Raw genomic sequence first — 13,823 nt, 5'->3', positions numbered from 1 at the left:
CTATATAAGACCAAGGTTCCCGGTCTCCAAGTTCTTTTTATCATACCAGTAATCTAACGAACTTTTCACTCATGAGCCCTTAAAGTTCTGTTAAAACGATGTAAGTAATATAAATGGGCTGTAAATTAGATAGACTTTTGCCGCACATATTGTACCATATTTCGTGCAATTTCACAGTTCACAACTAGTGATTTCTCTACACTTATCATTTCAGAAAACAGAAACATTTCATAATATTCTTAAATAGGTTGACACGTTTTTCCACGGGACCGTATAATATAACGCATATAATTCCGATTAATCTTATAAGAATTAAAGAAAAGGGCTGAGCAAATGTACTTAGAACTCAATCATGTATCAAAATCATTTCCGCACGAAGAAAATGGAAGCTGGGAGGTATTCTCTGATATCAATTTATCCATCGAAGAGCACAACTTTGTTTCGATTCTTGGTCCTTCCGGTTGTGGGAAGTCAACCCTTCTTTCCATGGTAGCTGGTCTTGAGTCGATTACAGACGGCTCCATCCTATTAGATCAGCAACCGGTCTCTAAGCCAGGCCCTGATCGTGGTATGGTTTTTCAGCAACCCGCCTTATTTCCATGGTTAAATGTGTTGGAAAATGTAAAGTTCTCTTTGAAACACCTATCAAAAAAAGAACAGACTGAAACAGCTAAGAAATATTTGCAAATGGTGCATCTTAGTCGTTTTACACAAGCTTATCCTCATGAGCTTTCAGGAGGAATGCAGCAAAGAGTAGCTATCGCGAGAGCTCTGGCGATGGATCCTAAGGTTTTGCTTATGGATGAACCATTCGGGGCGCTAGATGAGCAAACCAGACACATATTGCACGATGAATTGCTAAGAATCTGGTCTGAAGATCAAAAGACGATCCTGTTTGTGACTCACTCGATCTCTGAAGCTATAAAATTGTCAGACCGTATCATTGTAATGGGAACACGTCCAGGTCGTATTATAGAAGACCTTTCTGTAGATCTCCAACGCCCAAGAGAACGGGCCAATCCAGACGTAATTAAGTTAGAACAACACGTAATGGGATTATTAGAAGGTGAAATTAACAAAGTTTTAAAGGAAGAATTACAATGAAAATATTTTTAAAACGGCTTTTATTTCTAGTAGCGGTAGTCGCCTTGTGGCAAGGTGTTTATTCATCGGGGGTCTTTCCTGATATTGCATTTCCACCTCCCATTGATGTGTACTTTGCATTAATTGAAGGATTTAAGGATGGATCATTAACGAAAGCTTTATTAGCAAGTTTCAAACATTTATTATACGGATTGCCTGTCAGCATCATCCTTGGAACAGCGATTGGAGTTTTGCTTGCTAAATCCAAACAGGCGGATGAGACAGCAGGCATGTACTTAATTGCATTACAAAGTATTCCAAGTATTGCATGGGTTCCCTTGTCATTATTACTGTTTGGATTTAATGAAATGGCTGTCATTTTTGTTGTTGTCATAGGCGGGATTTTTGTGATGGCACTAAATACAAGAACCGCTCTCCGAAACGTACCTTCTTCTTTTAAAAAAGCAGCGAGGACGATGGGGGTCAATGGTTTAGAACTATTCTTTAAAGTCGAGATTCCAGCGTCTGTTCCCCATTTTATGACGGGGATTCGTCTCGCATGGGCATTTAGCTGGCGTGCTCTCATGGCTGGTGAGTTGTTAAGCAATGGACCTGGACTTGGGTACTCGCTGACGTATGCATTTGACTTTGCAAGAGTTGACGTCGTAATGGCGATCATTCTGATTATAGGGATTATTGGTTCCACAGTGGATCATTTAGTCTTCTCTAAACTAGAGAAATCCGTTATGAAGCGATGGGGACTTTTATAAAAATTTTAAGGGGTGGAGAACATGAAGAAACGTTTATCGGTATTCATAATTGCATTACTTGCGGTCGTCTTAACGGCTTGTGGAAGTAAATCAACATCAGGCTCGACACCAGAAGAAATCGTGATTGGCTACTTTCCTAACATAAATCACGTTGCGGGTATGGTAGCCGAAGAGAAAGATTTTTATGAAGAAACATTACCAGATGGGACTGAGGTAAGCTATAAATACTTCCCGGACGGATCAAGTTTTATGACAGCCATTGAAACAGGTGAAATTCATGGAGGCCTTGTTGGACCAGGACCTGCTATGAATCACTTCACCAATGGAGCGGATATTAATATTGTAGCTGCTGGTTCTACAGGCGGTACTGTTATAATGGCTCGTAAAGACTCAGGTATAAACTCTCCAGAAGATATTCAAGGAAAGACTTTCATATCTCCTCGCGTTGGTTGTACTCATGACGTTCAGTTTGAAACATTAATGATGAGAGAGTTCGGCATGAAGTCAGATCGTCTTAATGGGGACATGAAACATGTTACAGGTAAACCTGCCACATATGCCCAACAATTTGCAAATGGCAAAGTCGATGTAGCAACCGTACCAGAACCTTGGGCCTCTTACATTGAAGAAGAAGGTTATGGAAAAGTATTAATTGATACGAAAAATGTAGCGTATGGGGAAACCCTCCCAGCTGCTGTATTTGTTACATCTGGGGAACTGGTTAAAGATAACAAGGAATTGGTTCAAAAATTAGTAGATGGACATAAAAAAGCAACAGAATATATACAAGATAATCCGGACGAATCCAAAACGATTGCGATTAATAAGATAAAAGAAATTACTGAACAAGAATTGTCTCGCACAGTGATCGATAGCGCTTGGGAACGCATCACTTTCACGTATGATATCAACCCAGATTATCTGCAAGCATTCGCAAACTCTTCTTATGATCTGGAATTCTTAAAAGAACAGCCAGACCTAGAAGGATTAGTTGATAAAAGTTTTATAGAGTAATGAAAAAACCTTGGGAACTGCAGAGTTGTTCTCAAGGTTTTTTGTTACACTTTTTGAATATTCTGAGTTACTACTAAGTATAAAATATGGTATACTAGTATTGTAGATGTTGGTAACAAACTTATTTTCTACCAAAAGGGGTGTCGTTTGGATGTCACACAAAAATAATCCAAAGAAGTTTGCTCTTAATATGTCTGCCGCTCAGTTTACTAAGTTTTATATTTTGCATTTGTTACACAAACGGACGTCTCTGATTAGCGAGCATTTTAAAGAAGAGTTTAGTAAGTTAACAGGTAACTGGCAGCCAGCTCCATCTACTTTGCTTGATACGCTTCACGATATGACAGAAGAAGGATTGTTACAGCGGCGTGAAGATTACAAATCCCTGGAGAAGAAACGACAAAAAGTATACTGGTACCGTGTTACGGAACAAGGATCTGAAGAATTCGAAGTCATGAAAAAACATTATAAAATCCTATTTGATGAGCAAATCCATATTTTAAAACGTATTATGAATGAAGTTTATCAATAATAAAAACCGCTTCCCTTAAGGGAAGCGGTTTTTATTATTGGCTATGATTCACCGTTCTATTTTACTTTTTGATCAAATTGATTCTGCTCCTCATGGTGAGTGGTGCGAAGGAAAGCAACAAAGCATAACGCAGCTATAATGGACCCCATTACTAACAATATGGTTCCCGTAATGGGAGGTTGTTGAAAAGGAAGTAGCTCTGTTACGTCAACCATGAACAAATGCAATTCCTGCGGAGTTCCAATATTTCTTCCGGAGGTTTGAAAAAAGTCAATTCCCTTTAGTAAGAGATACAATCCTAAAAACAATCCACAACCAAAAACGATACGTCGTTTCACTGGACTTGTTATGACTTACCCCTCCTTGATCGGTGATGTGTGCTGATTCATAAACTTCTCAACTACATCAAAATCATTAAACACGACCTTTGATCCATCTACTTCCTGAAAATCTTCATTTCCCCGGCCTGCTATCAGAATGATATCTCTCGGTTCGGCCATACGGAGCGCCCTGTGTATGGCTTCTTCTCGATCTTCTATAATTTCATAGTCTCCCGGGGCTTTCATTCCTTCTTCTACTTCAGCTACGATCCTAGAGGGATCTTCTGAGCGAGGGTTATCTGAGGTGATTATCACATAATCACTCCACCTAGAAGCAATCTCACCCATGACAGCTCTTTTTCCTCTATCGCGTTCTCCTCCACAACCAAAAACAACAAATACATTTCCCTTTTTAATAGGAGATAAATTTAATAAGACCTTCTCCAATTTTTCAGGGGTATTGGCATGGTCAACCATTACGGTAAATCCCTCAGGGGAATGGATGGTTTGCAGGCGTCCGTCTGGTCTTCTCACATGTTTTAATGCCTCTACAATGTCATCAATCTCTAGACCTAAATGGAGAGAACAGCTAATGGCTGCTAAGGTATTTGATACTGTGAAAGCCCCTTTTATTGGTACGTATACTTCATTTTGGAATTCTTTATGTGTAAGTTGAAACGTTACTCCGTTTTCATTATCTTTAATATGGGTAGCAACTAAGTCTGCCTCTTTATTATTGATTCCGTAGGTTTCATAGCACCCGTTAGTAGCCGCAATAAACTCAGATATATACGGGTCATCAGCATTCAAGATCGAATAAGGGCACATCGGGAATAAGGAAAGCTTACTTTCTTTATAATCATCAAATGCCCCCTGATCCTCAAGATGGTCTTCTGATAAATTTGTAAAAATCCCAACATCAAATTGACATTCTAATACTCGTTTATTCTTCAGCCCTAGTGAAGAGACCTCCATAATAACATCTGTCACACTTTGATCGCGCATGGCTGCAAAAGATGCTTGCAGGTCTACTGTTTCCGGTGTTGTAGGAGTTGTACGGTACGCGTTCATCTCCGTATTGTTAATACGGTCCCCAAGCGTTCCGACAGTCCCTACTTTTCTTCCTGAATGTTGTAAGATCGACGAAATCAGATGGGATACAGATGTTTTCCCACTTGTTCCTGTCACCCCTACTAAACGAAAGCTTTGGGATGGATGACTATAGAATTGACTGGCGATAACAGGAAGTACATTTCTTGTATTCTCAACCTGAATCACTGTCATATCCTTAGGAACAAATTCAAGACCAACTTGTTTTTGAATAATAATGGCGACAGCACCCTTCATAACAGCTTGGGCAATATAGTCGTGTCCGTCTCGTTTTGTTCCTTCAAGACAGATAAACAAGGAATCTTGCTGGATTAAACCTGAATGATAGGCAACAGATTCAATGGTTACGTGAACATCCCCTTGTAGAATTTTGTAGTCAACGTTGTTTAATATTGTTTGTAATTCCATTTATAGAACCTCCATAAGGGTCAGTTTTAATCATGTCAGAAGAGTCCCTGATGTGCTTGTCAATTCTATCGTCATTTCAATATTTAGCGCAATAAAGAAGTGCTTAAACCGGATATACGCCATGCTTTCGCTCAGTAAACTGTAAACGTTTCGTTTCATAGGAAGAGAAACGTGTAATTAGTTCTGCTCGTAATCGATTAGGATCTACAATATCATCAACTACCATTTCAGAACCAAGGCGATAAATATCAATATTCTCTTTATATTCTTCTTGTTTTTCTTTTATGAATTGAGGACGTTCTTCTTCTGATAACTCTGCTATCTTATTCGCATATACAGCATTAACTGCTGCTTCTGGTCCCATAACAGCAATTTGAGCACTTGGAAGAGCTAGACAACAGTCTGGTTCGAAAGCAGGACCAGCCATAGCATATAAACCTGCACCATAAGCTTTTCGAACAATAACTGAGATTTTAGGTACCGTTGCTTCGCTCATAGCCGAAATCATTTTCGCCCCGTGACGAATGATCCCTGCTTTTTCTACGCGGGTGCCTATCATAAACCCTGGAATATCCGCCAAGAATAATAGTGAGATATGGAAGGCATCGCATAGATTAATAAATTTAGCGGCCTTATCTGCTGAGTCGTGAAACAACACGCCGCCTTTCATACGCGGCTGGTTCGCTATAATACCAACCGGTTTTCCATTCATCCGGGCTAGTCCAGTAATCAGTTCCCTTGCGAATAACTTCTTAATCTCACAAAACGAATCTTCATCAATCAAGTGATCAATTAATGTATACATATCAAATGGAGCGTTTTGGTTTTCTGGTATCAATTCTTTGATAGTTTGATCATGAGGTTTAACAGGTAGCGGTTCCTTTGATGGCGCAGCGGTTCTGAAATTTTGTGGGAAGTAGCTTAAATAATTTCGCGCATAATCGATCGCTTCTTGTTCACTTTTAGCTAATACATCCCCGCATCCAGATTCAGAACAATGCATCTTAGCCCCACCCATTTCTTCGAGGCTCACTTTTTCACCAATCACTTTCTCAGCCATTCGTGGTGAACCTAAATACATAGATGCATTCCCTTCTACCATCACCACAATGTCACAAAAAGCAGGAATATATGCGCCCCCTGCAGCAGATGGACCGAAGAGTAAACAAACTTGAGGCACACGTCCTGAAAGTTTTACCTGATTATAAAAGATTCTCCCTGCTCCACGTCTGCCTGGAAACATTTCAACTTGATCGGTAATTCTTGCGCCAGCTGAATCAACGAGATAAAGCATAGGGACTTCGAGCTTTTCCGCTGTTTCCTGAATACGAATAATTTTCTCAACTGTCCGAGCTCCCCAAGAACCAGCTTTTACCGTTGAATCATTTGCCATTACACAAACGGTCTCACCGTTAATTTTCCCTAAACCTGTAACCACACCGTCTGCCGGAAGAGATCCGTCTTGACAATTCGCAAAGAAAGCATCTTCTATATCCATTCCGTCATCAAATAATAACTCCAATCGCTCTCGAACAAATAGCTTTCCTTTTTCGGCATTTTTTTGATGGTACTTTTCAAGACCACCTTTTTTTATGCCATCGACTTTGTCTTGAAATGTCTGATCATATTTTGTTGTCATATAGATCCTCCTTTTTTATTTGCCTCTATAATTTGGGGAACGTTTCTCCCTGAAAGCATTTAATCCTTCCATTCGGTCCTCAGTCGGAATGGTTTGCTTGTAGCACAGGGACTCGATAGATAGACCAGTATCCTTATCTGTATTTATCCCTAAATCAATCGCTCGCTTAGCTTCTTTAAGGGCAATCGGGGCATTACTTGCGATTCTTCTCGCAAGCTCTCTCGTTTCTTCCTCTAATTTAGCAAAAGGAACAACTCTCTCAGCCATACCTATTTGACCAGCTTCTACAGAAGAAATCCGACGAGCGCTAAAAATTAATTCCTTAGCCTTTCCAACTCCTATTAAGCGAGGCAGGCGTTGAGTACCTCCCGCTCCTGGTATAATACCTAGTGATGTTTCGGTTAAGCCCATTTTGGTATCATCCCTTACGAATCGTATATCACAAGCGAGCGCTAGTTCTAAGCCACCTCCGAAAGCAACACCATTTATAGAAGCAATCGTTGGAATTTCAAGAGATTCAAATTCTTTAATGCATCGTCCTATTTTATGTACGGTTTCGACCACTTGTTGATCATTCATACCTCGTCTTTCTTTTAAATCCGCTCCCGCACAAAAGGCCTTGTCCCCGCTTCCTTTCACAATGACACATCTTACTTCACTTGATTTTTTTATTTCATTCAAACATTGTAAGAAATCATCCATCAATTCATGAGAGAATGCATTAGCAGCCTCCGGTCTGTCTAAGGTAATTTCATACACGTAATCTTCCACTACTTGTAAGACTACTGATTTCTTCAAGCATGAATCCCTCCACTTCTGACCAGTTGCATATGATGACTTGGCAAAGGACGGTCCACAACACCCTGAATCCACTCCCCAGATTTCAGGAGCTTATGAAGGTCAATTCCTGTATGAATGCCCATTTCTTCGAGCATGTATAATAGATCATCTGTAGCCAGATTACCTGAAGCTCCCTTGGCATAAGGACAACCTCCAAGACCACCAAGAGAACTATCAAACGTTGTAAAGCCTAATTGCAATGCCGTTAGAACGTTAGCTAAGGCAGTCCCCCTTGTATTATGAAAATGCAGGGCTAACTGGTCTTTTGAGAAGTGTTGACTTAACGAAGTAAGCACTTGTTCTACTTGGAGAGGGTTTGCTACTCCGATTGTATCTCCAATCGAGCATTCATCGATCCCCATTTCAAATAATCTCTGGCATACAGATAAGACTTGATCTACTTCTACGTTGCCATCATAAGGACAACCAAATGCTGTGGATACATATGCTCTTACTGTTTTCCCTTCTTCTTTCGCCGTTTGAACCACAGGTGAGAGGACAGGATAAGTTTCAGAAATAGATTTATTAATATTCTTACGATTATGCGCTTCAGAAGCGGACATGAAAATAGAGACTTCATCAATATCCGCTTCTAGCGCTCGCTCTAACCCTTTCTCATTAGGTACCAGAGCTGCATATGTTACTCCTTCTTTTCGATTAATTCGTTTAGCTACGTCTACTGCATCACCAAGTTGCGGAATCCATTTTGGGTGAACAAAGGAAGTAATTTCTACATAAGAAAGGCCTGTTTCTGACAATTGATTAATCCACTCAATCTTCTCCACAGTTGAGACATGTTCTTTTTCGTTTTGCAACCCGTCTCTAGGTCCAACTTCTTTAACTTTTACTTCATTTGGTAAATTCATTAGAATCCCCTTCCTTTTATTCAAGAATGGCTACAACATCCCCCTCATTGACAAACTCTCCCTCTTGGACCTTCAGTTCTTTTACTGTTCCATCATCATCTGTAGCGATGGGGATTTCCATTTTCATTGATTCTAAGATCAAGAGATCCTGACCGGATGTAACCTGATCTCCTTCTGCCACTACAATTTTCCATACACTTCCTGCCATGTTTGCCTTAACTTCTGTCATTTTGCTTCCTCCTTTAGATAATAATCTTCTACAAAACTAGTGGTATAATTACCGCGTTTAAATACTTCATGATTCAGCACTGTTCTCAGCATAGGGAGGTTTGTTTTAATACCTTCAACTTCATATTGGCTTAAAGCATAAGACATTCTTTCTATTGCTTCCTCTCTTGTTTCCCCCCACGTAATGCATTTTGCGATCATAGGATCATAGAAGGGAGATACAAAGCTCTTCGAGTGAACAGCCAACTCATGTCTAATGTGATCCCCAACTGGTAGTTGCAAATTGTTCATTTGTCCAGGTGCAGGGTAAAACGTCTTCGGATCTTCTGCGTAAACTCGGACCTCTATGGCATGGCCATGAATCGTTAATTCGTTTTGCTTATATCGCAACGCCTCGCCTGAAGCAATGCGAATCTGCTCTTCCACTAAATCAAAGCCGGTAATTTCTTCTGTTACAGGGTGTTCAACTTGAAGGCGCGTGTTCATTTCAAGGAAGTAAAATTGTTGATTATCATCCACCAAAAATTCAACTGTACCTGCATTTTGATACCCGAGTGCTTGAACGGCTTTAAGTGCTGCCTCACCCATTTTGACTCTTGTTTCTTCTGAGATATAAGGAGAAGGTGCTTCCTCCACAACTTTTTGGTGCCTCCGCTGTACAGAACATTCCCGCTCAAAAAGGTATATAGCATGGCCTTTCTGATCAGCCAATACTTGAATCTCTACGTGATGGGGATTTACAATTTTCTTTTCTAAAAACATCGTCCCATCCCCAAAAAACATTTGCGCTCGCTTAGCGTTACTTTCATAGGCCTTTCTTAATTCCTCATCATTTGTGACCACTTGCATTCCGATGCCGCCACCACCAGCAGACGCTTTTAGCATAATAGGATACCCAATTTCAGAAGCGGCTTTGACAGCTGCATCAGCATCTTTCGTTGACGAAGACGTACCAGGAATAACGGGAACTAAGGCATCCTTCATCATCCTTCTCGCTTCCACTTTACTTCCCATACTCCTGATTACATCGCTTGTGGGACCAATAAAGGTTATACCTTCTGACTGGATTCGCTCTGCAAAATCGCCATTTTCACTTAGTAACCCATAACCTGGGTGAATGGCATCAACCCTTGCTTTTTTAGCGATCTCAATAACTTTATCTACTTGTAAGTAACTCTCATGAACTCTTGACCCACCAAGAGGAAAGGCTTCATCTGCTTCCTTAACATACGGACTATCCTCATCTGGTTCGGAATAAATCGCTACGGTTTGAATATTCAAGCGCTTACATGTTCGGATAATGCGAGAAGCGATTTCTCCTCGATTAGCAATAAGTAGTTTCGAGAACATCTTAGATTCCTCCATTCAAATTAAGTTTGATTTTGGATGAGATGAAGTGCATTTTCGCGCAAAATATATTTTTGGATTTTACCACTCGCTGTCATCGGGTATTCTGATACAAATTCTATATACTTTGGTATCTTGTGACGAGAGATTTCCCCGTGGCAAAATGTTTTGAGCTCCTCTTTCGAAAGCTCTCTACCTTCCTTCAAAATAACCCACGCCATGAGTTCTTCTCCATATTTTTCATCAGGTACTCCGATGACCTGAACATCTAACACATCTCCATGAGTGTATAAGAACTCTTCTACCTCTCTTGGGTAGATGTTCTCACCCCCGCGAATAATCATATCCTTAATTCTTCCGGTGATCTCCACATATCCTTCTTCATCCATTACAGCTATATCACCAGTATGAAGCCATCCTTCCTCATCAATAGCGGCAAAAGTAGCTTCCTTATTCTTGTAATACCCTTCCATCACTAAATACCCTCTTGTACAAAGTTCGCCAGGCACCAAAGCTTGTACTTCCTCACTAGTTGCCGGGTCAATGACTTTGACTTCCACGTTTGGGTGAGCTCTTCCAACAGACCCTACCCTTCTTTCAATTGGGTCATCCGTTGTAGTTTGGGTGATTACAGGGGAAGATTCAGTCTGGCCATATGCAATCGTAATTTCACTGGCCCCCATTTTATGAATGACTTTTTTCATAACTTCCATAGGACATGTTGATCCTGCCATAATACCTGTGCGTAAATGAGGAAACTTAAAATCTGAAAAATCAGGATGATTGAGTTCTGCTATAAACATTGTCGGCACCCCATGAAGCGCCGTACATTGTTCATCTTGAACCGCCCGCATCACAGCCACAGGTTCGAATTGTTCTAAAATAACCATTGTGCTCCCTTTAGAGACGGCTGCCATTGTACCAAGCACACAGCCAAAACAATGAAAGAATGGGACGGGTATGCACAATCGATCATCCTCAGTTAACTTCATCGCATCTGCTACTTGGTTCCCGTTATTTACAATATTGTAATGGGAAAGCATAACCCCTTTAGGGAAGCCAGTTGTACCAGATGTATATTGCATATTGATAACGTCTTTATGGGATAAAGAAAGTTTACGCTGCTTGAGCTGCTCAGAGGTTATACGCTTTCCTTCTTCCATAATTTCTTTCCATGTATACATTGAAGACTCATTCCGGTCATTAAGAATGATTATATTTTTTAGATGAGGTAAATTAGGGCTATAGAGTTTACCCTTACCAGAATGACCGAGTTCAGGACAGATTTGCTTTAAAATATCTACGTAAGAAGTACCTTTATACTCCTCAGCCAATATTAGAGTCGTTGCATCAGATTGCTTCAATAAATATTCGAGCTCTCGTGCTTGATAATTAGTATTAACTGTGACGAGAACCGCACCCATCTTAGCTGTAGCAAATTGAGAGATAAGCCATTCTGGTTTATTGTCTGCCCAAATGGCAACATGCTCACCCTTTTGAATACCTAAACTCATAAAACCTTTTGCGGCTGCATCTGTTAGGCTATCAAATTCACGATATGTTTTTCGGATCCCAAGCTCCGGATAAACGAAAGCTTCATGCTCAGGATGAGCACTCGCTTTATCCTCCAGCAATTCTCCAACCGTCTTTTCTAATAAGGGCATTGTTTACCTGCCTCCTCTATAAATTTAGTAAATCGTACACTAACACCCTAACTGACGACTAATGACCAGACGTTGGATCTCAGATGTTCCTTCTCCTATCTCTAATAACTTCGCATCACGTAAATAACGTTCTACCTCGTACTCACGCATATATCCATAACCACCATGAATCTGGATGGCTTGATTCGCTGACCGGAAAGCGGTTTCAGAAGCAAACAACTTAGCATAAGCAGATTCTTTCGTGAAAGGCTTTTTCTGGTCTTTAAGCCAAGCTGCTTTAAGAACAATGTTTCTTGCTAATTCTACTTCCATTGCCATATCTGCTAACTTAAATTGAATGGCTTGAAAGTTTGAGATTGGTTGACCAAACTGTTTCCGCTCCTTTGCATAAGCTAATGCTTTATCGAGGGAAGCTTGTGCGATTCCTACAGCTAGAGCAGCAATTGAAATCCGACCTCCATCTAATGTGTGCAAAAATTGCTTAAAACCTTTTGAAGGATCACCTAAAATATTCTCCTTTGGAACACGAACATCCTCCAAGATTATCTCAGATGTATTTGATGCTCTAACTCCCATCTTGTCATAATTACTTGAGATTTTAAGACCTGGTGTATCTGTCGGAACAAGAAAAGCAGATATAATGTTTTTTCCTCTACTATCTTTACCAGAAACAGCCGTTACGGTTAACGTCTTAGCGTACCCTGCATTAGTAATCCAAGATTTCTCTCCATTAATCACAAATTCATTTCCATCCTGAATCGCCCTTGTTTGAGTTCCTCCAGCATCGCTCCCGGCATTAGGCTCTGTAAGCCCAAACGAAGCAAGTGCTTCCCCTTTCGCTAGTGGCACCAAAAACTCTTTCTTATGTTCTTCTGTTCCAAAGTAATAGATTGGACTTGAACCAAGGGATACAGCTGCAGCATAACTCAACCCAGTTCCTCCGCAGACGCGGCCTATTTCCTCAACAGCCAGAGCATAAGTAATCGTATCTCCACCAGACCCTCCATATTCTTCAGGGAAAGGAATGCCTAACATACCGAGTTCACCCATCTGATCAAAAATATCTTTAGCAAACGTGGAAGTCTTATCGAGTTCTACGGCCCTTGGAGCAATGACCTCTTGTGCAAATTCCCTAACCATTTTCTGTGTCATTTCTTGCTCTTTACTTAATTCGAAATTCATTCCATCTACTCCTTTATCTTTTTTAATTGACCGACCGCTTAGTCGGTACAATTCACATGTAAGCGCTTTATAAAATTCTGAAAAAAATAGAATTCTATAACTTTAAAAGACTTTGATCTGGTTCTTTTAAAACAGAATGCAAGATTAAATCTACGTAGATGTTCGCAATCTCATCGATACTTTTTTCTCCATCCTTCTTGTACCATTTGTAGGTCCAGTTCACCATGCCAAGGATCGACATACCCGTAATCACAACTGGTAGTTCCTTTCTGAAATCACCAGTCTGCTGACCTTTTTCAATAACAGAGAATAAAAGCTCTTTAAATTCATTTCGTTTCTCTTTAATTCGTTCTTCATAATGCGGTTTTAAGTACGTGCTTTCTTGGTAGAAGACATAAATATGTGGCTTGTATAGATCGAATACTTTTACGAAGGATGTGATCATCTCTTGAAGTTGCTCTGTGGGATAGTGGTAGGTTTGCTTCGCTACATGTGCTTTCTCTAAAACATATGTAATGAAGGTATCGTGTATCACATATAACAATTCATCTTTGGATTCAAAGTGGTGATAAAATCCTCCCTTTGAAGCCTTGCAATGCTCAACAATTTGATTGACTGTTACACCGTGATAGCCATCTTTCTCGAATAAAACGAGCGCTGCATCGATTATTCTGTCTTTTAACTCTTTCATAGATCATCTACTTTCTATTATTTTTTCATTTACATCATAGCACAAAATTCTGAATAATTGAAATACTCTTTGGTTTGGTTTATTATTTTTTTGTTCGGAGTTGCTACTAAGTATAAGGAAGTGTTAATG

Annotated in this window: 14 protein-coding genes; 4 read left to right on the top strand and 10 right to left on the bottom strand. The window is 40.2% G+C overall.

The genetic code is table 11. From position 1 onward, the window contains the following. Positions 1–333: 333 nt before the first annotated feature. The 4 genes from LQ226_RS03685 to LQ226_RS03670 all read left to right on the top strand — a co-directional run bounded on the left by LQ226_RS03685 (position 334) and on the right by LQ226_RS03670 (position 3,399). Positions 334–1,104 (top strand): ABC transporter ATP-binding protein, encoded by a 771-nt coding sequence (locus LQ226_RS03685; protein ID WP_231416475.1) that lies wholly within the window; start codon positions 334–336, stop codon positions 1,102–1,104. Then, positions 1,101–1,853, top strand: a complete 753-nt coding sequence (locus tag LQ226_RS03680) for an ABC transporter permease (RefSeq protein ID WP_231416474.1) — start codon at positions 1,101–1,103, stop codon at positions 1,851–1,853. The genes LQ226_RS03685 and LQ226_RS03680 overlap by 4 nt, the downstream gene beginning before the upstream one ends. A gap of 21 nt (positions 1,854–1,874) precedes the next feature. Beyond that, complete coding sequence (locus LQ226_RS03675) at positions 1,875–2,867, top strand: ABC transporter substrate-binding protein (protein WP_231416473.1); 993 nt, start codon at positions 1,875–1,877, stop codon at positions 2,865–2,867. A 151-nt stretch (positions 2,868–3,018) separates the two neighbouring features. Continuing rightward, positions 3,019–3,399 carry a PadR family transcriptional regulator gene (locus tag LQ226_RS03670; protein WP_231416472.1) on the top strand — a complete coding sequence of 127 codons (381 nt, stop codon included), beginning with the start codon at positions 3,019–3,021 and terminating at the stop codon, positions 3,397–3,399. A gap of 56 nt (positions 3,400–3,455) precedes the next feature. On the opposite strand, the gene LQ226_RS03665 is transcribed toward LQ226_RS03670, so the two are convergent. The 10 genes from LQ226_RS03665 to LQ226_RS03620 all read right to left on the bottom strand — a co-directional run bounded on the left by LQ226_RS03665 (position 3,456) and on the right by LQ226_RS03620 (position 13,694). Then, positions 3,456–3,614 carry a hypothetical protein gene (locus tag LQ226_RS03665; RefSeq protein ID WP_231416471.1) on the bottom strand — a complete coding sequence of 53 codons (159 nt, stop codon included), beginning with the start codon at positions 3,612–3,614 and terminating at the stop codon, positions 3,456–3,458. Between the two features lie 138 nt (positions 3,615–3,752). Then, positions 3,753–5,237 (bottom strand): UDP-N-acetylmuramoyl-L-alanyl-D-glutamate--2,6-diaminopimelate ligase, encoded by a 1,485-nt coding sequence (locus tag LQ226_RS03660; protein ID WP_231416470.1) that lies wholly within the window; start codon positions 5,235–5,237, stop codon positions 3,753–3,755. Between the two features lie 103 nt (positions 5,238–5,340). After that, on the bottom strand, positions 5,341–6,876 hold the full coding sequence (locus tag LQ226_RS03655) for an acyl-CoA carboxylase subunit beta (RefSeq protein WP_231416469.1): 1,536 nt from the start codon (positions 6,874–6,876) through the stop codon (positions 5,341–5,343). A gap of 15 nt (positions 6,877–6,891) precedes the next feature. Then, a complete protein-coding gene (locus LQ226_RS03650; protein ID WP_231416468.1) occupies positions 6,892–7,674 on the bottom strand; it encodes an enoyl-CoA hydratase in 783 nt (260 codons plus the stop codon). Further along, a complete protein-coding gene (locus LQ226_RS03645; protein ID WP_231416467.1) occupies positions 7,671–8,582 on the bottom strand; it encodes a hydroxymethylglutaryl-CoA lyase in 912 nt (303 codons plus the stop codon). Before LQ226_RS03645 ends, LQ226_RS03650 begins: the two co-directional genes overlap by 4 nt. A gap of 16 nt (positions 8,583–8,598) precedes the next feature. Beyond that, the gene (locus LQ226_RS03640) at positions 8,599–8,811 is read right to left on the bottom strand and encodes an acetyl-CoA carboxylase biotin carboxyl carrier protein subunit (RefSeq protein WP_231416466.1); all 213 of its coding nucleotides are present in this window, start codon (positions 8,809–8,811) and stop codon (positions 8,599–8,601) included. After that, a complete protein-coding gene (locus LQ226_RS03635; protein WP_231416465.1) occupies positions 8,808–10,160 on the bottom strand; it encodes an acetyl-CoA carboxylase biotin carboxylase subunit in 1,353 nt (450 codons plus the stop codon). Before LQ226_RS03635 ends, LQ226_RS03640 begins: the two co-directional genes overlap by 4 nt. 20 nt (positions 10,161–10,180) lie before the next feature. Beyond that, a complete protein-coding gene (locus LQ226_RS03630) occupies positions 10,181–11,821 on the bottom strand; it encodes an AMP-binding protein (RefSeq protein ID WP_231416464.1) in 1,641 nt (546 codons plus the stop codon). A gap of 39 nt (positions 11,822–11,860) precedes the next feature. Then, positions 11,861–13,003, bottom strand: coding sequence for an acyl-CoA dehydrogenase (locus LQ226_RS03625; RefSeq protein WP_231416463.1), 1,143 nt, complete (start codon positions 13,001–13,003; stop codon positions 11,861–11,863). 94 nt (positions 13,004–13,097) lie between these two features. Beyond that, positions 13,098–13,694: a TetR/AcrR family transcriptional regulator gene (locus LQ226_RS03620; protein WP_231416462.1), complete on the bottom strand. Its 597-nt coding sequence runs from the start codon at positions 13,692–13,694 to the stop codon at positions 13,098–13,100. Positions 13,695–13,823 lie beyond the last annotated feature (129 nt).

Source organism: Pontibacillus sp. HN14 (genome assembly GCF_021129245.1).
GTDB lineage: Bacteria > Bacillota > Bacilli > Bacillales > BH030062 > Pontibacillus.
Note: the sequence above shows the minus strand (reverse complement) of the source record. Positions and strands in the feature narration are given on the sequence as shown.

Bases quoted from the DNA above. Each gene is read 5' to 3' on its own strand.
- LQ226_RS03685 (WP_231416475.1), top strand. From the start codon at position 334: ATGTACTTAGAACTCAATCATGTATCAAAATCATTTCCGCACGAAGAA.
- LQ226_RS03680 (WP_231416474.1), top strand. From the start codon at position 1,101: ATGAAAATATTTTTAAAACGGCTTTTATTTCTAGTAGCGGTAGTCGCC.
- LQ226_RS03675 (WP_231416473.1), top strand. From the start codon at position 1,875: ATGAAGAAACGTTTATCGGTATTCATAATTGCATTACTTGCGGTCGTC.
- LQ226_RS03670 (WP_231416472.1), top strand. From the start codon at position 3,019: ATGTCACACAAAAATAATCCAAAGAAGTTTGCTCTTAATATGTCTGCC.
- LQ226_RS03665 (WP_231416471.1), bottom strand. From the start codon at position 3,614: ATGGTTGACGTAACAGAGCTACTTCCTTTTCAACAACCTCCCATTACG.
- LQ226_RS03660 (WP_231416470.1), bottom strand. From the start codon at position 5,237: ATGGAATTACAAACAATATTAAACAACGTTGACTACAAAATTCTACAA.
- LQ226_RS03655 (WP_231416469.1), bottom strand. From the start codon at position 6,876: ATGACAACAAAATATGATCAGACATTTCAAGACAAAGTCGATGGCATA.
- LQ226_RS03645 (WP_231416467.1), bottom strand. From the start codon at position 8,582: ATGAATTTACCAAATGAAGTAAAAGTTAAAGAAGTTGGACCTAGAGAC.
- LQ226_RS03640 (WP_231416466.1), bottom strand. From the start codon at position 8,811: ATGACAGAAGTTAAGGCAAACATGGCAGGAAGTGTATGGAAAATTGTA.
- LQ226_RS03635 (WP_231416465.1), bottom strand. From the start codon at position 10,160: ATGTTCTCGAAACTACTTATTGCTAATCGAGGAGAAATCGCTTCTCGC.
- LQ226_RS03630 (WP_231416464.1), bottom strand. From the start codon at position 11,821: ATGCCCTTATTAGAAAAGACGGTTGGAGAATTGCTGGAGGATAAAGCG.
- LQ226_RS03625 (WP_231416463.1), bottom strand. From the start codon at position 13,003: ATGAATTTCGAATTAAGTAAAGAGCAAGAAATGACACAGAAAATGGTT.
- LQ226_RS03620 (WP_231416462.1), bottom strand. From the start codon at position 13,694: ATGAAAGAGTTAAAAGACAGAATAATCGATGCAGCGCTCGTTTTATTC.